Annotated in this window: 24 protein-coding genes and 1 pseudogene; all 25 read left to right on the top strand. The window is 37.9% G+C overall.

Features of this window, described 5'->3' with window-relative positions; genetic code table 11:
- The 25 genes and pseudogenes from nuoD (at position 1) to ACUN28_RS02725 (ending at position 22,941) form a co-directional block, all read left to right on the top strand.
- Positions 1–1,101, top strand: coding sequence for an NADH-quinone oxidoreductase subunit NuoD (gene nuoD, locus ACUN28_RS02605; RefSeq protein WP_000621434.1), 1,101 nt, complete (start codon positions 1–3; stop codon positions 1,099–1,101).
- The gene (gene nuoH / locus ACUN28_RS02610; RefSeq protein WP_000573437.1) at positions 1,101–2,102 is read left to right on the top strand and encodes an NADH-quinone oxidoreductase subunit NuoH; all 1,002 of its coding nucleotides are present in this window, start codon (positions 1,101–1,103) and stop codon (positions 2,100–2,102) included. The genes nuoD and nuoH overlap by 1 nt, the downstream gene beginning before the upstream one ends.
- 25 nt (positions 2,103–2,127) lie before the next feature.
- The gene (gene nuoI, locus ACUN28_RS02615; protein ID WP_000677191.1) at positions 2,128–2,547 is read left to right on the top strand and encodes an NADH-quinone oxidoreductase subunit NuoI; all 420 of its coding nucleotides are present in this window, start codon (positions 2,128–2,130) and stop codon (positions 2,545–2,547) included.
- Positions 2,544–3,068 carry an NADH-quinone oxidoreductase subunit J gene (locus tag ACUN28_RS02620; RefSeq protein WP_063262324.1) on the top strand — a complete coding sequence of 175 codons (525 nt, stop codon included), beginning with the start codon at positions 2,544–2,546 and terminating at the stop codon, positions 3,066–3,068. Before nuoI ends, ACUN28_RS02620 begins: the two co-directional genes overlap by 4 nt.
- Complete coding sequence (gene nuoK, locus ACUN28_RS02625) at positions 3,061–3,375, top strand: NADH-quinone oxidoreductase subunit NuoK (protein WP_000100078.1); 315 nt, start codon at positions 3,061–3,063, stop codon at positions 3,373–3,375. Before ACUN28_RS02620 ends, nuoK begins: the two co-directional genes overlap by 8 nt.
- 29 nt (positions 3,376–3,404) lie before the next feature.
- The gene (nuoL, locus tag ACUN28_RS02630; RefSeq protein WP_098646527.1) at positions 3,405–5,267 is read left to right on the top strand and encodes an NADH-quinone oxidoreductase subunit L; all 1,863 of its coding nucleotides are present in this window, start codon (positions 3,405–3,407) and stop codon (positions 5,265–5,267) included.
- Positions 5,264–6,766 (top strand): NADH-quinone oxidoreductase subunit M, encoded by a 1,503-nt coding sequence (locus ACUN28_RS02635; protein ID WP_098646529.1) that lies wholly within the window; start codon positions 5,264–5,266, stop codon positions 6,764–6,766. Before nuoL ends, ACUN28_RS02635 begins: the two co-directional genes overlap by 4 nt.
- Before the next feature lie 7 nt (positions 6,767–6,773).
- Positions 6,774–8,288 carry an NADH-quinone oxidoreductase subunit NuoN gene (gene nuoN / locus ACUN28_RS02640; RefSeq protein WP_445423428.1) on the top strand — a complete coding sequence of 505 codons (1,515 nt, stop codon included), beginning with the start codon at positions 6,774–6,776 and terminating at the stop codon, positions 8,286–8,288.
- A gap of 212 nt (positions 8,289–8,500) precedes the next feature.
- Entirely contained in the window at positions 8,501–8,737 is a 237-nt protein-coding gene (locus tag ACUN28_RS02645) for a DUF1146 family protein (protein ID WP_071724788.1), read from the top strand.
- Between the two features lie 51 nt (positions 8,738–8,788).
- Positions 8,789–9,493 (top strand): YwmB family TATA-box binding protein, encoded by a 705-nt coding sequence (locus ACUN28_RS02650; RefSeq protein ID WP_445423331.1) that lies wholly within the window; start codon positions 8,789–8,791, stop codon positions 9,491–9,493.
- A gap of 39 nt (positions 9,494–9,532) precedes the next feature.
- Positions 9,533–10,837 (top strand): UDP-N-acetylglucosamine 1-carboxyvinyltransferase, encoded by a 1,305-nt coding sequence (murA, locus tag ACUN28_RS02655; protein ID WP_061679415.1) that lies wholly within the window; start codon positions 9,533–9,535, stop codon positions 10,835–10,837.
- Between the two features lie 207 nt (positions 10,838–11,044).
- Positions 11,045–12,064, top strand: a complete 1,020-nt coding sequence (spoIID, locus tag ACUN28_RS02660; protein ID WP_061679414.1) for a stage II sporulation protein D — start codon at positions 11,045–11,047, stop codon at positions 12,062–12,064.
- 143 nt (positions 12,065–12,207) lie between these two features.
- A pseudogene (locus ACUN28_RS02665) lies at positions 12,208–12,430 on the top strand (hypothetical protein); the annotation flags it as partial.
- Positions 12,431–12,546: 116 nt separating this feature from the next.
- Complete coding sequence (locus tag ACUN28_RS02670; protein ID WP_097863794.1) at positions 12,547–13,554, top strand: LytTR family transcriptional regulator DNA-binding domain-containing protein; 1,008 nt, start codon at positions 12,547–12,549, stop codon at positions 13,552–13,554.
- Positions 13,555–13,734: 180 nt separating this feature from the next.
- On the top strand, positions 13,735–14,577 hold the full coding sequence (locus tag ACUN28_RS02675) for an ABC transporter ATP-binding protein (RefSeq protein WP_097817060.1): 843 nt from the start codon (positions 13,735–13,737) through the stop codon (positions 14,575–14,577).
- Positions 14,577–15,284, top strand: a complete 708-nt coding sequence (locus ACUN28_RS02680) for an ABC transporter permease (protein WP_087959193.1) — start codon at positions 14,577–14,579, stop codon at positions 15,282–15,284. Before ACUN28_RS02675 ends, ACUN28_RS02680 begins: the two co-directional genes overlap by 1 nt.
- 161 nt (positions 15,285–15,445) lie before the next feature.
- Positions 15,446–16,351, top strand: a complete 906-nt coding sequence (locus ACUN28_RS02685; protein WP_098324538.1) for a M23 family metallopeptidase — start codon at positions 15,446–15,448, stop codon at positions 16,349–16,351.
- A gap of 140 nt (positions 16,352–16,491) precedes the next feature.
- Positions 16,492–16,626 carry a hypothetical protein gene (locus ACUN28_RS02690; RefSeq protein ID WP_000008903.1) on the top strand — a complete coding sequence of 45 codons (135 nt, stop codon included), beginning with the start codon at positions 16,492–16,494 and terminating at the stop codon, positions 16,624–16,626.
- 309 nt (positions 16,627–16,935) lie between these two features.
- Positions 16,936–17,208, top strand: a complete 273-nt coding sequence (gene spoIIID, locus ACUN28_RS02695) for a sporulation transcriptional regulator SpoIIID (RefSeq protein WP_000544012.1) — start codon at positions 16,936–16,938, stop codon at positions 17,206–17,208.
- A gap of 161 nt (positions 17,209–17,369) precedes the next feature.
- Positions 17,370–18,371, top strand: a complete 1,002-nt coding sequence (locus tag ACUN28_RS02700; protein WP_000457990.1) for a rod shape-determining protein — start codon at positions 17,370–17,372, stop codon at positions 18,369–18,371.
- Positions 18,372–18,875: 504 nt separating this feature from the next.
- On the top strand, positions 18,876–19,310 hold the full coding sequence (gene fabZ, locus ACUN28_RS02705; protein ID WP_000931959.1) for a 3-hydroxyacyl-ACP dehydratase FabZ: 435 nt from the start codon (positions 18,876–18,878) through the stop codon (positions 19,308–19,310).
- A gap of 366 nt (positions 19,311–19,676) precedes the next feature.
- On the top strand, positions 19,677–20,354 hold the full coding sequence (locus tag ACUN28_RS02710) for a CpsD/CapB family tyrosine-protein kinase (RefSeq protein ID WP_061679408.1): 678 nt from the start codon (positions 19,677–19,679) through the stop codon (positions 20,352–20,354).
- Positions 20,355–20,630: 276 nt separating this feature from the next.
- On the top strand, positions 20,631–21,374 hold the full coding sequence (locus ACUN28_RS02715; RefSeq protein ID WP_097817058.1) for a YveK family protein: 744 nt from the start codon (positions 20,631–20,633) through the stop codon (positions 21,372–21,374).
- On the top strand, positions 21,364–22,065 hold the full coding sequence (locus ACUN28_RS02720) for a CpsD/CapB family tyrosine-protein kinase (protein WP_097817057.1): 702 nt from the start codon (positions 21,364–21,366) through the stop codon (positions 22,063–22,065). The genes ACUN28_RS02715 and ACUN28_RS02720 overlap by 11 nt, the downstream gene beginning before the upstream one ends.
- A gap of 108 nt (positions 22,066–22,173) precedes the next feature.
- A complete protein-coding gene (locus ACUN28_RS02725; protein WP_445423332.1) occupies positions 22,174–22,941 on the top strand; it encodes a tyrosine-protein phosphatase in 768 nt (255 codons plus the stop codon).
- Positions 22,942–23,009 lie beyond the last annotated feature (68 nt).

Raw genomic sequence — 23,009 nt, forward strand, 5'->3', positions numbered from 1 at the left:
ATGATCCGTACGGAAGAAATGCTTTTGAATGTAGGTCCTCAGCATCCGAGTACGCATGGTGTGTTCAGGCTTGTTATTAAGATTGACGGAGAAATTATTAAAGAAGCTACACCGGTTATTGGATATTTGCATCGCGGGACTGAAAAGATTGCTGAGAGTTTACAGTATACGCAAATTATCCCTTATACAGATCGAATGGACTATTTATCAGCAATGACGAATAATTACGTCATTTGCCATGCTGTAGAGACGATGATGGGGCTTGAAATCCCTGAGCGGGCCGAATACTTGCGAGTACTTGCAATGGAGCTTGGGAGGATTGCGAGCCACCTCGTTTGGTGGGGGACAAATCTTCTTGATATAGGAGCGGTCAGCCCGTTTTTGTACGCGTTTCGTGAACGAGAGATGATTATAAATTTATTAAACGAATTATGCGGTGCACGTCTTACTTTTAACTATATGAGAGTCGGCGGTGTGAAATGGGATGCGCCGGACGGCTGGATTGAAAAAGTGGAAGAGTTTGTGCCGTATATGAGAGAGCAATTGGCAGGTTACCACGACCTTGTTAGCGGTAATGAGATTTTCTTAAATCGTGTGAAGGGCGTTGGTATATATAGCGCGGAAGAAGCGATTTCGTATTCTTTAAGCGGAGCAAATTTGCGGTGCACCGGAGTAAACTGGGATCTTCGCAAAGATGAGCCGTATTCTATTTATGATCGTTTTGATTTCGATATTCCTGTTGGGAGTGTGGGGGATGCTTGGGATCGCTACGTTTGCCGCATGCAAGAGATTGAGGAGTCATTAAAAATTGTTGAGCAAGCTGTCCAGCAGTTCCCGAAAGACGGAGCCGTGCTGGCGAAAGTACCGAAAATCATTAAGGCGCCTAAAGGAGAAGCGTTTGTCCGTATAGAATCACCGCGAGGAGAGATTGGTTGCTATATTGCTAGTGACGGAAAGAAAGAGCCGTACCGCTTGAAGTTTCGCAGGCCGTCTTTTTACAATTTGCAAATTTTACCGAAGTTATTGAAAGGTGAAAATATCGCCAATTTAATTACGATTTTAGGTGGAGTTGATATTGTACTTGGGGAGGTTGATGGCTAATGATTGAAACGCTCTTACAATCACCTTCAAGCTGGACGAATTTCTTTATTTTTTTCGGATTAGCGGTGCTTCTATTATTTGCAGTCCTTGGCTTCGTTACATATGGTATTTTGGCAGAACGGAAAGTGATGGGATTTATGCAAGGGCGGATTGGACCAAACCAAGTTGGGGGCCGATTCGGTTTACTGCAAACGGTAGCCGATGTTTTAAAACTATTACTGAAAGAAGATAGTATTCCGAAAGCGGCAGATAAACCGTTGTTTATATTAGCACCTGTTATTGCATTCGCACCGGCATTTATGGTGCTTGCAGTCATCCCGTTTACTGATAAATTTCAGTTCGCGGATATTGGCGTAGGCTTACTGTATTACATTGCTGTTTCTGGTATTACGACGATTGGTGTCGTGACTGGAGGATGGGCATCAAATAATAAATATTCCCTTTTAGGAGGGATGCGTGCGGCGGCGCAAATGATTTCTTATGAAATTCCGCTCGTAATGAGTGTAATTGGCGTCGTTTTGTTAGCTGGTAGTCTGAATTTAAATGAAATTGTAGCAGCGCAGGAGAATGTTTGGTATATTTTCGTGCAACCAATCGGTTTCGTCGTATTCTTAATCGCAGCGGTAGCAGAGTTAAATAGGACGCCGTTCGATTTACCGGAAGCAGAGTCAGAACTTGTTTCTGGATATCATACGGAATACTCAGGATTTCGCTGGGCGTTTTTCATGCTTTCAGAGTACGTATATTTCTTCGGAATGGCATCTTTAATTACAGTGCTCTTTTTAGGCGGATGGAATCCAGTCATGTTCCTTGGATTTATTCCAGGAGCTGTATGGTTTGCTTTGAAATTTAGCAGTGTAGTCTTTCTATTAATTTGGTTCCGCGTTACGTTCCCGCGTATAAGAGGTGACCAGTTAATGGAGTTTGGCTGGAAAGTATTATTGCCAATTGCACTTGCGAATATTTTCTTAACGGCATTGATTAAGGAGTTATTCTTCTAATCTATGAGGGGGGTGCCAGTAAGAGATGAAAGGACTATTTAAAGGATTAAAATATACATTAAGCAATTTGAGTAAGAAGAAGGTGACTTACGATTATCCGAATCAACCGTTGCCGTTGCCAGACCGCTTTCGAGGCATTCAAAAGTTTTATCCGGAAAAGTGCATTGTTTGTAACCAGTGCTCTAACATTTGTCCGACAGACTGTATTCAGTTAACAGGGAAAAAACATCCGGATCCTACGAAAAAAGGAAAAATTATCGACACGTACGATATTAATTTTGAAATTTGTATTCTTTGTGATTTATGTACAGAAGTTTGTCCGACAGAGGCGATTGTTATGACAAACAACTTTGAACTCGCGGAATATTCACGTGATGATTTATTTAAAAATTTGCAGTGGCTTGACGAAAACGACGAAAACGTCAGGAAGGAGAATAAAGCATGAATGGCGAGTTTGTAGCATTCTTCATACTATCCTTGTCTGCAATTATCGGCGGCGTTCTTATGTTGAACTTAACGAAAGTCATGCATATGATGCTAGCTCTCGTTCTGACATTCCTCAGCATTGCAGGTTTGTACTTTCTTTTATCAGCTGAATTTATCGGAGTTGCACAAATTTTACTTTACTCGGGTGCAATCACAATTATTATGATTTTTGGCATCATGTTAACGCAACATAACGCAGAAAATGAATCACGTCTTACTCTTCGAAAATGGATTATCTTCTTTGCGGTTGTAGCATTTGGGGCAGTTATGTATTTCGCTGTTAACAATATTGATTTTGCAAATGAAAGCGCACAAGGAAGTTTACCTCTCCATGAAAAAAACACACTTCAAATCGGTACACTTCTCTATTCGAAATATATTATTCCATTTGAGTTAACCTCAGTTATTTTACTTGTAGCACTTGTTGGCGCAATTATTCTTGCGAAGAAGGATGAGAAAGAGGAGGATTCCAATGAGTAGCGTTCCTGCTTCTGCATATTTAACGCTTGCGATTATTTTGTTTTGCATCGGTTTGTTTGGAGCTTTAACAAAGCGAAATACAGTGATTGTATTAGTTTGTATTGAATTAATGCTTAATGCGGCCAATTTAAATTTAGTAGCATTTAGTAAATTAGGTTTGTTCCCAAATTTAACAGGGCAAATTTTCTCTCTGTTTACGATGGCTGTAGCGGCTGCGGAGGCGGCGGTAGGACTCGCCATTTTAATTGCTTTATATCGTAATCGTACGACGGTTCATGTAGATGAAATGGATACGCTCAAAGGATAACATTGTGACCGAAAAGGGGGAAGGAAACAATGATCGATTATGCATGGCTCATACCGCTTTTCCCGCTTGTTTCGTTTTTTTTATTACTTATATTCGGGAAGAAAATTAGAGAAGGAAGCAGTGTACTTAGTATTTTCCTCGTCTTTCTCTCCTTTATATTTGCGGTACTTGTGTTAATAGAACGATTTTCGAAGGTAGGATTGAAGCATAAGTGGGTATGGCTTAGAACGGGAGATATTGATATATCATTTGGCTTTGAAGTTACAGCATTAGGGGCTTTAATGCTGTTTATCGTTACACTTGTGAGTTTACTTGTACATGTGTATTCGAAAGGTTATATGAAAGGTGACGAAAGATTACCAACCTTTTATGCATATTTAGGACTCTTTACATTTGCGATGCTCGGGCTCGTTATATCGCCGAATTTATTACAGCTTTATATATTTTGGGAGTTAGTAGGCCTCGGTTCATTTTTACTCATCGGTTTTTATTTCTTTAAAGAAGAAGCGAAGGCTGCTGCGAAAAAGGCTTTTATTATGACTCGTATTGGAGATGTCGGTTTATTTGTAGGGATGATCTTACTTTTTTGGCACGCAGGTAGTTTTGAATATGACGTAATTTTTAGAGCGATTCATACGGGTGATCTTACCCCTACGATGATTACAATAACGGCGATATTAATTTTTATCGGGGCGATGGGGAAGTCAGGTCAGTTCCCGCTTCATACGTGGTTACCAGATGCGATGGAGGGGCCGACGCCTGTTTCGGCACTTATTCATGCGGCGACGATGGTCGCAGCTGGCGTATATTTAGTGGCGACGATGTTTCCGCTATTTTCAGCAAGTGCGGTGGCGATGCAGACAGTGGCAATCGTTGGAGCCTTTACTGCAATCTTTGCGGCTTCTATCGGTCTTGTGCAAACGGATATAAAGAGAGTGCTTGCTTATTCTACAGTTAGTCAGCTTGGTTATATGATGCTTGCATTAGGATCTGCTGGTTATGTAGCTGGTATTTTCCATTTAACGACACACGCCTTTTTTAAAGCGCTACTATTTTTGGCTGCAGGAAGTGTCATTCATGCAGTGCATACGCAAAACATTAATAAAATGGGCGGTTTACAGAGGAAGATGAAAGTAACGGGTGCACTATTTTTAATCGGTACACTTGCAATTAGTGGTGTGCCACTCCTTTCTGGTTTCTTTAGTAAAGATGAAATTTTAGCGGCGGCTTGGATGAATGGCAATTACGTTTTATTCATATTAGCAGTAATTGCAGCATTCTTAACAGCGTTCTACATGTTCCGGCTATACTTCCTTGTCTTTACTGGGGAAGCGAAGACGAAGGAAGATGTGAAGGAATCACCCCGCGTTATGACGTATCCGATGATTGTCCTCGGTGTCCTCGCGGTAGTGGCGGGTTATATGAATACACCATGGTTTGGGACATTTCTCGGGGATTGGCTTACGAAAGATGTAGCATTTAAAGCGAGAGAGGTACACGGGCCAGTTTGGATTATGATCGTAGCGACGCTCGTTTCATTTGCAGGAATCGCTCTTGCATATTTCATATACGGTAAGAAATCTATTTCTAGAGATTGGGCTGGTGGCGAGGGAACACCTCTTTATAACCTTTTGAAAGAAAAATATTATGTGGATGAACTATACAATATGACGGTGCTCCCTATTACGAAGGGAATCGCTCATGTGCTTCGCTTATTTGAGTTGTATGTAGTCGAAGGAATTTCCGTTTTAATAGGGAGTTTAGTTAAAGGAATGAGCGTACTCGGTTCTAGACTCCAAAACGGAAATGTACAAGTGTACGGCACTGTAACAGCTGTTTCGCTTGCAGTACTCGTCATTATTTTGCTCTATACGGGAGGGGATTTACGATGAATGATTTGTTATTAACGTTCTTCATTTTTTCCCCGCTTTTAGGAATTCTTTTACTTGCATTAACACCGAAAAAAGAATCGCGTACAGTGCGAGCTCTCGGTTTATTTGGGACGGCGCTTCCATTTGGAATCGCTATCGTCCTCGCTTGTACATATGCTTCTGGAAAGAGTTTGTCGCTATTCGATGAAAAAGTGAAATGGATTAAATTTGGGGATTTAGCAGCGGTGGATAAAAGATGGTTTTCCATTTATTACGAGCTTGGTATCGATGGTTTATCGCTCGTTATGATGGTGCTGACGGCCCTTCTAGCAATGCTTGCAGCAATTGCGGCATTTACTATTAAAAGGAACTTAAAAGCCTTTTATATGCTGCTACTCATGCTAGAAATAGGGATGCTCGGCGTCTTCGCTGCTCAAAATTTAATGCTGTTCTTTATCTTCTTTGAAATTACATTGCCGCCAATGTTTTTATTAATTGGGAAGTGGGGGAAATTGTCGAGTGAAAAGGCTGCTTACAGTTATTTAATATATAACGGTATTGGCTCCGCTATTTTACTCATCGTTTTCTCGGTTTTATTTGCGAAAACAGGTACAACAAATATTACAGAGCTTAAAGAAATATTAACGAATGTAGGTGCTGGGGGAGGAATGGCTGTCTCAAGTAGTTTACAGTTCGGTTTGTTTCTTGCCATAATGATCGCTTTTGCGATTAAACTACCTGTTTTCCCGTTACATCGCTGGATGGTTAATGTGCATATTGAGGCGCATCCAGCTGTAGTTATGCTTCATGCGGGCGTTTTACTGAAGATTGGAGCATACGGTATGATTCGTTTCGGAAAAGGGCTATTCCCGGAATACTTTCGCGAGTTTGCAATGCTCATTGCGATTTTAGGAGTGATTAATTTATTGTACGGAGCCTTCTTAGCGCTCATCCAAACGGATTTTCGAAAGGTGCTTGCTTACTCTAGTATTTCGCATATGGGTATTGTATTAATGGGCCTTGCGGCGTTAAATGCACCAGGTACACAAGGGGCACTATTCCAAGTTGTGTCGCACGGTTTAATTGCGGCCTTACTCTTCTTCTTACTTGGTGTTATAGAACAACGTTTTGGGACGTCGGATATTACAGCGCTTGGCGGACTTGCAAAAAGTGTCCCAATACTTAGCGGATTCTTCTTAGCGGGAGGAATGGCATCGCTTGGATTGCCGGGCATGTCTGGATTTGTTAGCGAGTTTCTTGCCTTTCTCGGTTTATTCCAAGGAGAGCCGGTCATTGCGGCAGTCGGCGTACTTGGCATCATTTTAACCGCTGTATACGTATTGAGAGCAACACTTCAAGTAACATTTGGTAAGAAAGAGTGGGAAGCGAAAGCTGATATACATGGATGGGAGTATGTCCCTATATTGCTACTTATCTTCTGCATTATTGCAATTGGAGTAATGCCAGAAATACTAGGGGATCCGCTTCAAAATACATTGAAAACATTGGGGGTGAAGTAGGATGGATATGAATACGTTACTTAGCTTATCATGGCATCTCATGGTGCCAGAATTCATAATTCTCGGAGCTGCCATCCTTCTTTCCATATGTGATTTGTTTTTTAAGTTGAACCATAGATATGTAGCGCTTAGTGCAATCGCAGCCGTCATATTAGCAATCGTGTCATTAATTACGCTATATGGTGAACCGACAGGAGACATTTTAAACGGGTCGTTCGTGTTAGATGGGTTTTCAAAAGGGTTCAAAACGTTGTTATTAGGCGGAGCGGCCCTCATCTTATGCACCGCAATGAGCGATGATAAGAAGAATCCCATTGAAGATAAGGGAGAATATTATTATTTATTTTTAATGGCACTTCTTGGGGCTATGTTTATGGCTTCTAGTGTCGACTTCATTACACTTTTCGTCGGTTTAGAATTGCTTTCACTTTCTTCATATATTTTAGTAGGAATACGAAAAAAGAACCGTGCATCAAACGAGGCGGCCATGAAATATGTCATTAACGGAGGAATCGGAACGGCAATTACGCTCTTTGGAATGAGTTATTTATACGGTATTACAGGATCAACTAATATCGTGGATATGCAAAAAGTATTCGCAGGGGAGCTTGCTGGTGGTATTCAGTTATTGTTAGCTCTCGCATTTCTACTATTACTCGTTGGACTCTCGTTTAAAATTGCGACGGTGCCGTTTCATATGTGGGCACCAGATGTGTATGAGGGAGCGGCTACCCCTGTTACTGCTTTTCTTGGAACGATTTCTAAAATTGCAGGGTTCCTACTCATTATTCGTCTGTTTCTCATGGTTTTTGCAAGTGTATCGGTGCAAGGAGATATACAATCTTTATACGGACGTATGAGCATATACATTGCCGTGCTAGCGAGTATTACGATGATTATTGGAAATGTAGTAGCGCTAAAGCAATATAACGTAAAACGTCTATTCGCCTATTCAGGAATCGCACATGCGGGATATTTACTCGTTCCGCTTGTAGCATTATCACCATTTACGATGGATAGCATGTGGTTTTACATGCTTGCGTATATGCTTATGAATATAGGCGCGTTTGCAATTATCCACGGCTTAATCTTACAAAGCGACAAAGAAAACATTACCATTTTCACCGGATTATATAAAAGGTCGCCATTTACAGCGATAGTGATGACGATTTTTATTTTATCGTTGGCTGGAATACCTGGAACAGCTGGTTTCATCGGGAAAATTAACATCTTTTTAGGTGCACTGCATGTAGAGCCAGCTCATTACGTACTAGCTTCTATTATGATGGGGACGACAGTCATTTCATTCGTATATTATTTCCGTATTCTACAGCAAATGTTTTTCCGGACGGCTGAAATGGAAGAGAAAATTCATTTGCCATTCAATATAAAGGTTGTTATGAGCCTTTGTGCAATTTCGATTGTAATACTAGGGATTATGCCGATGATCGGGTACAATTTCTTTTATGAATATTTTCCATTAATGAAGGATTTCTTCTTCCTAGGGAACGTGGTACAATAGTGAAAATAAAAGGTGTGGAGTTGCTACTCTGCGCTTTTTATTTTGCGTGAACTACAATTGAAAATGCATGTAGGTATACGTTTTTTGAGAGCAAATTACGATGTGAAATGTAAGATGCTTATTTGTATTTGAAAAAGTGTGGCTCCTACTTATTATGGTATCGTTTTTATAGTATTTCGTAAGTAGTGGCTGGGTAAAAAGGGGTCGATTTTTTGGCACATCTTTTAGGGCAACAAGCACTGATTGCCATCGTTTCGCATTTATTGTTTATTACCATTACGTGGTGGGCCTTACAAGGTATTCACATTGAGCGTTTAATGAAGCCTGGAAAGGTGATGCAGACGCGAGTATTACTCATTCTAATTACAATTACAATTGGGACATCTGTAAGTAACTTTTTCCTTGATTATTTAGGCTATTCAAAGAGTTTAACGTATTTAGTAAAGTAAGTGTATAGAACCTCATATCTCCGTTAACAATGGGGATAGGAGGGGATGAAATTGAAGCTTAAAGCCATTCTTATTGTTGTGATAAGTGTTGTTTTATTTTTGGTTGGATATAGAGAAATGAAACCAATCAGCGATGAACAAAAAATGGAGAGCATGATTGCAACTTTAGAGAAAAATAATGCTAAAGTAGAGAAGTGGTCATGGTTAGCGCGAGAAACAAAAACAATTTCTAATATACATACGTTTCAAAAGTTGTTAAACGATGTGAAGGACAAGGCGAATATTCAAAAGTGGGAATTAGAGCAATCTCCAGATGGATATAAAGCTACATCCTATAAAAAGTTTTCTTCTTATGAAGAACGAGTAGTAGTAACATGGAGTAAGGAAAATACTAAAGAAAACACTTTCATTATTTTTGAAGTAAGTGGGGCGAAATGGGACCCGAAGTACATTCAGAAAACAAATAAAATTTTTAGTGAAAAACCTATAATTTACACTTGTGTTCGAGGTGTACTGAATGATAAGATTGAAGGTGTTTTGCAAAATAAAACCAATCAGGTTTTGAAAGATCTTTCAGCAAGAGCGATCGAACAGATAGAAGAAAGAGCATTTGTGTCAGTCTCCGCATACAATAAAAAGTGGGATGACGCTCTTTCAACAAATAGAGAGAAAATAAATGTGCAAATAGCAATACGTTCTACAGACAACAAAGATACAATTGTGGTTGGCACACCGATCATAACTTCTGAGTATTGAGTGAATAGATACTGAAAAAAGGACACGGAGGGGAATAATTTGGAAAAGATCATCGTCCGTGGCGGAAAGCGGTTAAACGGCACAGTGCGTGTTGAGGGCGCAAAAAATGCTGTATTACCTATAATCGCTGCAGCCCTATTAGCGAGTGATGGAAAGAATGTACTATCTGAAGTACCAGTTTTGTCTGATGTATACACAATTAATGAGGTATTACGTCATTTAAATGCTGAAGTCGTATTTGAAAATAACCAAGTAACAATCGATGCTTCTAAAGAACTAAACATCGAAGCACCATTTGAATATGTACGTAAAATGCGTGCATCTGTTCAAGTAATGGGACCATTACTTGCGCGTAACGGTCGTGCTCGTATTGCACTTCCTGGTGGATGTGCAATTGGTTCACGTCCAATTGACCAACATTTAAAAGGTTTCGAAGCAATGGGAGCAAAAGTACAGGTTGGTAATGGTTTTGTTGAGGCATACGTTGAGGGAGAACTAAAAGGAGCTAAAATTTATTTAGACTTCCCAAGCGTGGGCGCGACAGAAAACATTATGTCTGCAGCTACATTAGCAAAAGGGACAACAATCCTTGAAAACGCAGCGAAAGAACCAGAAATCGTTGACTTAGCTAACTTCTTAAATGCGATGGGAGCGAAAGTACGCGGAGCTGGAACTGGAACGATTCGTATCGAAGGCGTTGATAAATTATATGGTGGAAACCACTCTATTATTCCTGACCGTATTGAAGCGGGAACATTCATGGTTGCAGCGGCAATTACTGGTGGAGACATCTTAATTGAAAATGCTGTACCTGAACATTTACGCTCAATTACAGCGAAAATGGAAGAAATGGGTGTTAAAGTTATTGAGGAAAATGAAGGTGTACGTGTTATCGGCCCAGATAAGTTAAAAGCGGTTGATATTAAAACTATGCCTCACCCAGGTTTCCCAACAGACATGCAATCACAAATGATGGCATTATTACTACAAGCTGATGGAACAAGTATGATTACAGAAACGGTATTCGAAAACCGCTTTATGCACGTTGAAGAATTCCGTCGTATGAATGCTGATATTAAAATCGAAGGTCGTTCTGTTATTATGAACGGTCCAAACAGCTTACAAGGTGCTGAAGTAGGCGCAACTGATTTACGTGCTGCTGCTGCATTAATCTTAGCTGGTTTAGTATCTGAAGGTTACACTCGTGTAACTGAATTAAAGCATCTTGACCGTGGTTATGTAGATTTCCATAAGAAATTAGCTGCATTAGGTGCAACTATTGAACGTGTAAACGAACAAGTAGAAGAAGTGAAAGAACAAGAAGTTTCTGATCTTCACGCTTAATTGAAATAGTCTCTACGTCTTTTGACGTAGGGGCTATTTTTTTGGGTTATTACTGTTATAGTCAATAAATTCTATACTTATGCACGTACCAGTGAAAATATTTAGAAAATTTCCGTTTTAGCTGGTTCCCCTTAAGTATGTTCTAAAAGAAAGAGTTGTTCCATAAGAATGAATGGAGTAAAGCTTTTTCATATTGGGGGAAATAAGATGAAATTTTCAAAGCCACTTTTCATCACAGTAGCGCTTCTCATAGCGCTCGTTATCATTGTACCTGCTGCTCTTGTTATTCCGTTTGCGAAAGCAAAGGTAGGGGAAGAAGCAGCTTCTAAAACTCCTCCAGCAATAGAAAGTATACCAGCTCCAGGGAAAGTGGATACAGCGGTGCAAGTTGCTGTATATCGTGAGAAACAGAAAAAGGTAGATACATTACCTATGGAGGAGTATGTGACCGGTGTAGTAGCTTCTGAGATGAATGCCAGTTTTGAAATAGAGGCGCTAAAGGCGCAGGCATTAGCAGCGAGAACATTTGTGGTGCAGCGTATGCTAAGTGGAGGAAAGAAAAACAATGCGGACGTGACAGATACGGTGAAAGATCAAGTGTACAAAAGTAAAGAAGAATTGAAGAAACAATGGGGTAATAACTACGAAAATAATTTGAAGAAAATCGAAGAAGCCGTTTCGAAAACCGCAGGACAAGTTTTAACATACGATGGAAAACCAATCTCAGCATCCTTCTTCTCAACGAGTAATGGACGGACAGAAAATGCGGCTGATTACTGGGGAAATGATTATCCGTACTTAAAGAGCGTAGATAGTCCGTGGGATCAAGCTTCTCCGAAATTTACGAGCGAGCAAACATTTACAGTAGCTGACTTCCAAAAACGTCTCGGTGTGAAAGTGCTAGCAGACGGAAAGGTTGGAAATATTAAAGATCTTACGGAAGGAAAGCGAGTAAAAGACGTAGCATTTCAGGGGAAAACATTAACAGGAAAAGAAGTGCGTGAAAAATTAGATTTACGCTCTTCTGACTTCACGTGGAAACAAGATGGAGATAAAATCATTGTTACAACGAAAGGCTTCGGCCACGGCGTTGGCATGAGCCAATACGGAGCAAATGGCATGGCAGCGGAAGGTAAAAAATATACAGATATCGTTGCTCATTATTATAAGGGTGTCGAAATAAAGTCGATGAATGATTATGAAGGAAAGTTAATGGTGAAGAAGTAAGGTACAGAATAAACCGTCCCAAGAGGTATATTGGGACGGTTTTTCTTTTGTTAGTAAATAGGTTATCTCTGTCGCATTTTGTAGTTAAGTCGATAGTCTTTGGTTAATCGTTGATATATTAAAAAAATCGTCCATGTTCAGCGATGGCAGAACTCTGTTTAAGGGGTCCGTGGATCGCTGGGAGCTATTATAAGGGTGAGCGTACAGAAGAATCAATGAAAGGTGGCTAGCTCCATACAGGAGACATTGTCACGGTCGATTTGGAAGGATGTATTTGTAAACGAAATTCCGAAAACATCTGTAGGGAAGTTTTTAAAACGAGCGCTGCGTGATCAGCTCAAGACGTATATGGTAGAGCAAAACTAGAGAAGAAGGCTATCCTTTCAGTTGGATAGCCTTCTTTTTATGGTACTTCATAAAATATCTAAATCTTCCATTAATTGTTTGGTATAATAGGATAAAAAGTATTTGGGGGAGACAGAATGGCGTTATTGGAGTTGAGACAGTTAGGAAAAACGAACCAGTTACCAGCAGTTGAACTGAAGGTTGAGCAAGGACAATGTGTTGTTTTGCAATGCAATAACCATACAGCTAAAGTGTTGCACCGCATTATTATTGGTGAGGAAGAAGCTTCAACTGGCAACGTGCTATTTGAGGGAGAATCGATTGGAAAGAAAAATTATTCTCGCATTGGCTTTTGTTTTTTGAAAGATGAAGCATACGAACGTTTGAAGGTAAAGGAATACTTTAAGTTCTTAATAGGGCTGTATGGATCAAATATGAGCACGGAAGAAGTAGTACAATATGTCGGTCTCTTAGATAAGTTAAACGTTAAAATAGAGAAATTATCATTTTCAGAGAAACGTCGCCTTCATATTGGGCGAGTTATGATTCATAATCCGGATTTAGTTATTTTGGAAGAGCCGGAGCAAAATGTAGATACAGAGAGCACGATTATTATTCGAAAATCAATTATGAAAATGAAAGAGCAAGGAAAAGCAATTTTTATTACGTCATCCTTTTTATCAGACGCCCTTTCATTAACAGAAGATGTATACATATTAAACAATGAAGGTGTGAAAAAAATAGAAATCGAACAAGAAGAAGTGGAAGAGATGGATGAAGAAAAGGTTGTTCAAATGATTCCGCAAATGAAACTTGAAAGAATTCCAGCGAAAGTGAACGATAAAATCATTTTACTTGATCCGATGGAAATTCATTTCATTGAAACGCAAAACGGAGTGACACATATTCATGTACGCGAAGGTGATTTCGTATGTGCATTAACGTTAAGTGAACTAGAAGCGAGATTAACAGGATTCGGGTTCTTTAGATGTCATCGCTCGTACCTTGTGAATTTACAAAGAGTACGAGAAGTCATTACGTGGACTCGTAATAGCTTCAGTTTAATTTTGGATGACGAAAGAAAAAGTTCAATCCCGCTTTCAAAAGGACGAATGGATGAATTAAAAGGTGTGATTGGGCTATAAAAATTGCTCCAATAAGCTCAAAATACGATTCATTCACCGGTAAAAATACTCCTTTTACCGGTATTTTACTGCGTAACCTCTTTGTTTTTCATATGATTGAGTCAAGAAAAGCGAAACAAATAAACGAAAAGCGCTAAAGCGACTTTCATCTATAAAAGAAAAAACAAAGGGGATAACGAGATGACATTGGCAATTGAAATGAAAGATGTAATGAAAAGTTTCAACGAAAAAACAGCACTTCGAAATGTAAATATTGAAGTGAAGCAAGGAGAAATTTTTGGATTCCTCGGACCGAGTGGATCAGGAAAAACGACAACAGTAAAGATTTTAACTTCTCAATTACTTCATAGCGTTGGAACGGTAAGGGTACTAGGAAAAGATATTACAGGACCAAGCAGCATTGATTATAAACGAATTGGTATTTTAACAGACAACAGCGGTTTATATGAGAGACTTAGCATTTATGATAACTTACTATTATTTTGTGACCTATATGATTGTAAAAAAGAGCGAATTGATGAAGTGTTAGCACAAGTGAACTTAATAGATGATAAGAAAACATTAGTAAAGAAACTATCAAAAGGAATGAGGCAGCGTGTCACACTAGCAAGAGCAATCCTTCATAAACCAGATATCCTCTTCTTAGACGAACCAACATCCGCACTAGATCCAGTTAACGTACAAAACATTCATAAAGTCTTAAAAGATTTAAATAAAGAAGGAACGACAATTTTCTTAACGACTCACAATATGGAAGAAGCAGAGACGCTTTGTAACCGCATTGCCTTTCTGTGCGGCGGAGCAATTGTAGCGCTTGATACACCAGAAAACCTTCGCTTACAATACGCGAAAGATCAAATACAAGTCGTATTAAAAGATAAGCAAAAAGAAATCGTACAAAAAGATGAATTAGGTGCAAAACGTATTTCAGAATGGATGAAAAAAGGTGAATTACTATCGATTCATTCACATGAACCAACGCTAGGCGATATCTTTATTGAAGTTACTGGGAGGGGATTATAATGATATTTTCAATGAGACGATTTTCAGCTATTTTTCGGAAAGAGGTACAGGATATTAAAGCAAATGCATCTGTGCTCGTAATGGCGGCAATGCCACTTGTATTTTCTTTTGTTTATCAACAGATGGATGGACCCAAAGAACAAATAGCTAATATGGTAACTTTAATGGCTTTAACGATGGTAGGAAGTTTTGTTCAAGCAGCTTTAATTGCGGAAGAAAAAGAAAAACACACGCTACGTGTAATGATGCTATCGCCAGCATCATCGTTAGAAGTGTTACTAGGAAAAAGTACATTAACAGCTCTTATCACATTTGTAATTTGTATTAGTAACTTTGCTATTTTAGGTGTAATAAAGGGCAATATGGTTTTAATCGCTCTATTTTTACTTGTCAGTATATTTTTCTTCCTTATGTTAGGTACGGCGATTGGATTAATAGCTAAAACAACGGCGTCAACATCAGTAGTAGGTATGCCGATTCTATTTGTTTTTCTTCTAGCTCCAATGTTAGGCGGATTTATTAAAAGCGAGTTTGTAAAAAAGGCAATCGATTTCCTTCCAACGAAGCATCTTGCGGATGCAATGCCGAAATTGCTGGCTGGAAAAGGATTTTCAACTGTTAGTGGTGATTTAATCAATATTATAATTTGGTGTGTGCTTTCAATTATTCTTTGTATTGTAGTTTACAAAAAGAAACAAATGGACTAAAAACTGAGCTGAAACGCTCAGTTTTTTCTTTTTTCAATCATTTCCTCGGAAATCTTACAATTCCTATACATATTTTTACAGATTTTGTCGAAAAGTAATTAGTTATAGGTTGTATAGGATACGTGAATATTGTTCAAAATGATTGCTGAGGTGATGATGGAATGCGAGGAAGAAACAATAAAAAGTCGCAAAAGGTAGTACATTTATTTCAAAAAAGATGGGTGTTTCCGGCACTATACATTGCTTGTGCAGCGGTAATTTTAATGGTTGCGCTATGGTTTCAAGGAGCTAATCCGAAGAAGACTCCGAACCAAGATCAAGCAACACCGTATACACAATCGGAAGATCCAGCAGTACCAGTAACGAAATCTTCAGAAGTAGTGAAAATGCCAGCGGCCGCGAGTGTGGAAGTAGTCGTACAGAAGAAGTTCTATGAAGATGCAGCAACTGAGGCGGAACAAGAAAAAGCACTTGTCTTTTATAACAACACATATTCCCCGAATAAAGGAATCGACATTGCTGCGAAGAATGGAAAAGAATTTAATGTAGCTGCTGCTTTAAGTGGTACAGTAACGAAAGCTGAAAAAGATTCACTTCTTGGTTATGTTGTAACAGTTGATAGCGGAAATGGTGTAGCAGCTTCTTATCAAAGCTTAGGCAGTGTAAAAGTAGAAAAAGGTGCACGAGTTGCACAAGGTGAAGTATTAGGAAAATCCGGTCTAAGTGCAATGAATAAAGAAGCAGGTTCTCACGTTCATTTTGAAGTACGTAAAGACAATGTGGCTGTGAACCCTGAACGCTACTTAAATAAATCAGTAGCCGAAATTAAAGCTGATGCAGGTGCTGCAAAAGCAACGAACGCTTCTGGTAAAAAAGCTGATGACAAATCTCAAAAAGAAGAAAAGTCAACGAGCACGAAACCAGAAAGTAAAACAGAAGATAAGTCTCAAAAAGAAGAGAAATCAACTAGCGGTTCGACTAGTGACAAAAAAGAAGAACCGAAGAAAGAAGAAAAATCAACAAATGGTTCTACAGAATCATCTAACAGTTCTTCTTCACAAGAATAAAAAAGTGGAAAAATCAGTTCTCACTAGGAGAGCTGATTTTTTACTTTTATATAAAAATACTCAATTTCGAGAAAAAAGTTGCAATAACAAGGAAAAATGACGAGATTCTCGAATATATATTACAAAAGGGAGGGGATACTGTGTCATTTTTGTTTGTTCTGTCGACTGCTATTATTTTATTGTTTGTTTTATTCACTTTATATTATTACATTGCTGGTAAGAAAGAGGTTCCCCACCATCAGTTATTAGAAGAAGAATTGGAACGAGAAGAATGACGCCTTATATATAAGGTGTCATTTTTTTTTCGCCAAAATAGTCACTGTTAACGTATTTCTCACAAAAAAATGTAATTTTTCTTAACTTAGTCCGCAAAAATAGTGAACATGTAGCATATATCAGTAGTGCGGGCAATACAATGGTATAAACCAAAGCAAAGAGAGTGTTTGAGGTGAGAAATCGTGAATCATTTCATTATAAATCCAAGAATGTTTAACGCTTACAAACAGCACTCACACTTACTTCTTAGTCATATGCAGCGAGGCTCATTTCACCCTTCTCACATCCAATTTAGGGAGGCGAGTGGTGTGCACGATTACATCAAAGAGAGAACTATCAAGATTGGTAAGTATATCGTGGAGACAAGAAAGACAGTGCGTGTCATTGCAAAGGAATTTGGGGTATCAAAGAGTACAGTCCATAAAGATTTAACGGAACGTCTACCAGAAATTAATCCAGAGCTCGCAAATGAAGTGAAAGAAATTCTTGATTATCATAAGTCTATTCGTCATTTAAGAGGCGGAGAAGCAACAAAGCAAAAGTATAGAAAAGAAGATGTAGAAAAGCCGGTCCGTCAATAAATATGCGATCGCAAACATTCCGTGTCAATTCGGTAATATTTTTCAGAAGAATTCTTTTTGCGAATATTACGTTTCTGTTAAATTTATGATAAAATCAGAAATTAGGTGTAAAAGAATTCGGGTATAACCTGATTTTGAATATCGAGGAGGAAAAAACGGGAATGTTTGCGCGAGATATCGGAATTGACCTAGGTACGGCTAACGTATTAATCCATGTTAAAGGTAAGGGTATTGTATTAAATGAGCCATCTGTTGTTGCAATTGATCGTAACACAGGTAAAGTATTAGCAGTAGGTGAAGAAGCAAGAAGTATGGTGGGACGTACGCCTGGTAATATTGTAGCAATTCGTCCACTTAAAGATGGTGTAATCGCAGATTTCGAAATTACAGAAGCAATGTTAAAGTATTTCATTAACAAATTGGACGTAAAGAGCTTCTTTTCAAAACCTCGTATTTTAATTTGTTGTCCAACAAATATCACATCAGTAGAACAAAAAGCAATTCGTGAGGCTGCTGAACGTTCAGGTGGTAAAACAGTATTTTTAGAAGAAGAACCAAAAGTAGCCGCAGTTGGTGCTGGTATGGAAATCTTCCAACCAAGCGGTAACATGGTTGTTGATATTGGTGGAGGTACAACAGATATCGCTGTACTATCTATGGGTGATATTGTTACCTCTTCCTCTATCAAAATGGCTGGCGATAAGTTTGATATGGAGATCTTAAACTATGTTAAGCGTAAGTATAAGCTGTTAATTGGAGAACGTACTTCAGAAAATATTAAAATTAAAGTTGGTACAGTATTCCCAGGTGCACGTAGCGAAGAGCTTGAAATTCGTGGACGTGACATGGTAACAGGCTTACCGCGTACAATTACAGTATGCTCTGAAGAAATTACAGAAGCACTAAAAGAAGACGCGGCTATCATTGTACAAGCTGCAAAAGGCGTATTAGAGCGCACACCACCAGAATTATCTGCGGACATCATCGACCGCGGTGTTATTCTAACAGGCGGTGGAGCTTTACTACACGGTATCGACATGCTTCTAGCAGAAGAACTAAAAGTACCAGTATTAATTGCTGAAAACCCAATGCAATGTGTTGCGGTTGGTACAGGTATTATGTTAGAGAATATTGATAAATTGCCAAAGCGTGCTTTACGATAAAGTGAAACTTTAATAAGTGGGGGTATTCCCCACTTATTATTAGCTCACAAATAGCAGGAAGATGAGAAGAACTAAGGTGTTAACCGTAGTTCTTTTTTGTTTTTTTATTCTTTTATTTTTTTATTTTATTTTGATTTATTGAGAAAATAGAAGAAAAATAGAGAAAAATGAAGAAAACAGGTAAAATATTCATATATATGGTTAAATTTAATATTTCCTTATTTGAAAACGTTTATAATATAATGAGTCGAATACGACATTAAGGCAAATAATGTTTCAATACATATTGCCTTTCCCTAATCTGGGCATACACTCTTTTCTACCTCCGTGTCAGTTGCAAGTATATGCAGCTATTTTAAGGGAATAGAGTGTGTGCATTTTTTTATATATAAAGCTGGGAAGATATTAAAGTTTCACTTTATAATGACAAACAATAAACAAAATGGGATAATAAACAATATGTCCAAGTGGTAAGACCAATATTACAAAAGGGGCGATTGTTATATGCTAAATATAGAACAAATTAAAGAAATCATTCCTCACCGCTATCCATTTTTACTTGTTGATAAAATATTAGAAGTAGATGAAGGAAAAAGAGCGGTTGGAATTAAAAATGTATCCGCAAACGAAGAATTTTTTAACGGGCACTTTCCTGACTATGCAGTGATGCCCGGTGTACTTATTGTAGAAGCATTGGCACAAGTCGGAGCAGTTGCGGTATTAAAGAAAGAAGAAAACCGTGGAAGACTTGCTTTCTTCGCGGGTATCGACAATTGCCGTTTCAAAAAACAAGTACGTCCAGGTGATCAACTTCGCCTAGAAGTTGAAATGACACGTGTACGTGGTCCAATCGGCAAAGGAAAAGCAATCGCAACAGTAGATGGTGAAGTTGCGTGTGAAGCTGAAATTACATTTGCGATTGGTGATAAAAAAGAATAGATGTTAATTAAAAAAATTCTTCTGCCTATTGCAGAAGAATTTTTTTAATTAATGTATTTTTTGTTCGAAATATTAAAATGCAGAGTAATCAGAATTTTTATTGTAAATGAATGGAAGTTCATATATAATGACGCTATAAATATCTTGAAATTAAGATAAATGATAGCGCGATAAAAATAGAGATGTCGTTGTCACATTATAGAAGGTGTGGGATAGGACAAAGGTTATTCTGATTCGTTATGATGAATTGTAGAGGAAAGTAATGGAGAAATTTAACGGTAGAAGTAAATGAAAAATTGGCGTAGCATATCGAGCATAAAAGAGAAAAAGGGGAAAATGACGTATTCTGAAAAAGGAGACCACAACATGTTCGGGAGAAAGAAAAGAAAGCCATTAAGACAATTAATTACAAATAAAGAGCCTAAATCACGCATTGCGGAACAATACCGTAATATCCGTACAAATATTGAATTTACATCTGTAGATAACCATATTCGTTCTATCATTGTTACTTCAGCAGATCCAGGTGATGGGAAAACAACGACTATTTCTAATCTAGCAGTTGTTTTTGGGCAACAAGGGAAAAAAGTATTGTTAATTGGGGCTGACTTACGTAAACCAACATTGCAAAATTTATTCGCTGCACATAATCCAAATGGATTAACGAATTTATTATCAGGACAAGCATCATTTGTGCAATGTATTCAAAAAACAGACATAGAGAATGTATATGTTATGTCAGCAGGTCCAATCCCACCAAACCCAGCAGAGCTACTTGGATATCGTAAAATGGATGAAGTACTTCTAGAGGCATATAAGATGTTTGACATCGTTTTGATTGATACACCACCTGTATTGGCCGTTACAGATGCACAAATACTCGCTAATAAATGTGATGGAGTTGTATTAGTAGCGCGTAGTGAAAAAACAGAAAAAGATAAACTAATAAAAGCAAAACAAATATTAGATAAAGCATCCGGAAAGCTACTTGGTGTTATATTAAATGACAAAAGAGAAGAACACGAGCAATATGGATATTATTAGAAAATAATGTATGAAATAGTATTTTTTTAAAGCTAGTATTTTTTTTGCTAGCTTTTTTGAATTGTTTTAAAATTTTGTATTGTATTATACGAAAAAAATGATATAATGGAATTTTTGTCAAATTGATGGAATGTGTTGTCATATTTAAGATTATTTTGTAAGATTATATATGTTTTTAAATAAGAAACGTACATAGATATTACTAAAATAAAAAAATGTAAGATTTATATGTTATAATTTTTCTTATGTGCAAATTTTAGAAAGTTGGAGGAACTTATGGAAGAAACAATTAGTTTGAAAGAGTTATTTCATATTTTAAAAAAACGTTTAGCAATGATCCTCGTAATCGCCTTTGGTGCAGCTATTGTAAGTGCTATCATTAGCTTCTTCTTCATGACACCAATCTATCAATCTTCGACGCAAATTCTTGTTAATCAGAAGAAACAAGAGGGATCAATGTTTCAAGCTGGTGAAGTTCAGACGAATATTCAATTAACGAATACATATAAGGTTATTATTAAAAGTCCAGTAATCTTAGATCAAGTGAATGAAAAATTAAATTTAAATATGGTAGCGCAGGATCTAACAAAGAAGATTAATGTTGCGAATGAAAAAGATTCACAAGTAATCTCTGTTACAGCTGAGGATAAAGATCCGAAAGTTGCGCGTGATATTGCCAATGCAACTGCGGATGTATTTAAAGGTGAAGTTGCAAAAATTATGAACGTTGATAACGTAACAGTACTATCTAAAGCAGAAGTTGCAGAAAATCAATCTCCAATTAAACCACGTCCAATGTTAAATGTAGTAATTGCCTTTGTTGTTGGTTTAATGGCTTCAGTTGGTCTAGCATTCTTACTAGAATACTTAGATAACACAGTTAAAAAAGAAGAAGATGTAGAAAACTTACTTGGCTTACCAGTGTTAGGTATTGTAGCTCGTATGGATGAAGAAACAATGAACGTGAAATCACACGCTCCATCATCAAGAAAAGTGAGGGGACAAACAATTGGCTCTTAATTTATTTAAAAAGAAAAATAATCATCGTCAACGTCGTCAATTAATTGCTCATCAACAACCGAAATCACCGATTTCAGAACAATATCGTAATATTCGAACGAATATCGAATTTGCATCTGTTGATACGAATTTACATTCATTAATGGTAACTTCTGCGAACCCGAGTGAAGGGAAAACAACGACAACAGCGAATATGGCGGTTGTGTTTGCCCAACAAGGAAAGAAAGTATTATTAATTGATGCAGATATGCGTAAACCGGCGATGCATCAAATGTTCCAAGTAGATAATATTTTTGGATTAACGAATGTATTAACACATAGTGAACGTTTAGAAAAATGTGTACAAACGACATCAGTTGATAATTTACACTTTTTAGCTTGTGGTCCAATCCCACCAAATCCAGCAGAATTATTAGGGTCAAAATCAATGCAAGAACTTCTTGCACAAGCATACAGTATGTACGATTTAGTCATTTTTGATTTACCGCCAATTTTAGCTGTAACAGATGCGCAAATCATGGCGAATGTATGTGATGCTTCTATTCTTGTCGTTCGTAGTGAATCGACAGAGAAAGAATCAGCTGTAAAGGCAAAAGGATTGTTGGAATCGGCTAAAGGTAAGTTGTTAGGTGTTGTTCTGAACGATCGTGAACGTGAACAAGGTCTATATTATTATTACGGTGCAAACTAATTAAAAGAGTGAGATGTGACAGGAGCATATCTCCTTTTTTCCCTTGAATATGAGATGTCTCATATTCAAGGGAAAAAAGATTTATATGAGAGAGGGAGGATGAAACAAATGATAGATTTACATTGTCACATTTTACCTGGTATCGATGACGGTGCACAGACAGTAACAGATAGTTTAGTGATGGCGCAGAAGGCAATAGAGGAAGGTATTCATACAATTGTCGCAACACCGCATCATCAAAATGGAAAATATATAAATGAACGTACCTCGATTATTCATCAAGTAAAACAACTAAATGATGAACTGCAACAACATAATATTCCACTTACCATTTTACCGGGGCAAGAGGTCAGGTTATATGGTGACATATTAGAAGACTATGAAGCGGGTAAAATCGTTACTTTAAATGAAACAAACAAATACATATTCATTGAATTTCCATCTAATCATGTACCTCGTTATGCAGAACAACTATTGTATGAACTACGTGTAAAAGGAATGATCCCAATTATCGTTCATCCGGAACGTAATGCCGAGTTAATCGAGCGGCCAGATAAGTTATATAACCTCGTCAATAAAGGTGCATTAACACAAGTGACAGCAGGAAGCTTACTAGGTAAGTTTGGTAAAAAAATCAAAAAATTTTCATTGCAGCTTGTGGAACATAATTTAACGCATATGATCGCATCAGACGCGCACAACACAACGTCAAGAGGATTTTATCTAGCAGAAAGCTATGAACTAATAGAGAAAGAATTCGGTGCAAGTGTTATGGATGATTTAAGAGAGAATCCGTATTTAATAATTAGCGGAAAAGCAATTTATAAAGAAGATCCAGAACAAATTCGTCGTAAAAAGTTGTTTGGCATCTTTTAAATAAAGAACAGGTGATGTCTCCTAACCGTTATCAACGGAGGCACTCGGTCGTGCTGTGGGTAGAAATT

The organism is Bacillus sp. WC2507 (assembly GCF_052656125.1).

Coding starts and splice junctions, on each gene's coding strand:
- nuoI (WP_000677191.1), top strand. CDS start 2,128: ATGAAAGGACTATTTAAAGGATTAAAATATACATTAAGCAATTTGAGT.
- nuoH (WP_000573437.1), top strand. CDS start 1,101: ATGATTGAAACGCTCTTACAATCACCTTCAAGCTGGACGAATTTCTTT.
- nuoD (WP_000621434.1), top strand. CDS start 1: ATGATCCGTACGGAAGAAATGCTTTTGAATGTAGGTCCTCAGCATCCG.
- ACUN28_RS02710 (WP_061679408.1), top strand. CDS start 19,677: ATGTTCGGGAGAAAGAAAAGAAAGCCATTAAGACAATTAATTACAAAT.
- ACUN28_RS02680 (WP_087959193.1), top strand. CDS start 14,577: ATGATATTTTCAATGAGACGATTTTCAGCTATTTTTCGGAAAGAGGTA.
- nuoK (WP_000100078.1), top strand. CDS start 3,061: ATGAGTAGCGTTCCTGCTTCTGCATATTTAACGCTTGCGATTATTTTG.
- nuoL (WP_098646527.1), top strand. CDS start 3,405: ATGATCGATTATGCATGGCTCATACCGCTTTTCCCGCTTGTTTCGTTT.
- spoIID (WP_061679414.1), top strand. CDS start 11,045: ATGAAATTTTCAAAGCCACTTTTCATCACAGTAGCGCTTCTCATAGCG.
- ACUN28_RS02725 (WP_445423332.1), top strand. CDS start 22,174: ATGATAGATTTACATTGTCACATTTTACCTGGTATCGATGACGGTGCA.
- ACUN28_RS02700 (WP_000457990.1), top strand. CDS start 17,370: ATGTTTGCGCGAGATATCGGAATTGACCTAGGTACGGCTAACGTATTA.
- ACUN28_RS02670 (WP_097863794.1), top strand. CDS start 12,547: ATGGCGTTATTGGAGTTGAGACAGTTAGGAAAAACGAACCAGTTACCA.
- ACUN28_RS02715 (WP_097817058.1), top strand. CDS start 20,631: ATGGAAGAAACAATTAGTTTGAAAGAGTTATTTCATATTTTAAAAAAA.
- ACUN28_RS02685 (WP_098324538.1), top strand. CDS start 15,446: ATGCGAGGAAGAAACAATAAAAAGTCGCAAAAGGTAGTACATTTATTT.
- ACUN28_RS02620 (WP_063262324.1), top strand. CDS start 2,544: ATGAATGGCGAGTTTGTAGCATTCTTCATACTATCCTTGTCTGCAATT.
- fabZ (WP_000931959.1), top strand. CDS start 18,876: ATGCTAAATATAGAACAAATTAAAGAAATCATTCCTCACCGCTATCCA.
- ACUN28_RS02675 (WP_097817060.1), top strand. CDS start 13,735: ATGACATTGGCAATTGAAATGAAAGATGTAATGAAAAGTTTCAACGAA.
- nuoN (WP_445423428.1), top strand. CDS start 6,774: ATGAATACGTTACTTAGCTTATCATGGCATCTCATGGTGCCAGAATTC.
- ACUN28_RS02635 (WP_098646529.1), top strand. CDS start 5,264: ATGAATGATTTGTTATTAACGTTCTTCATTTTTTCCCCGCTTTTAGGA.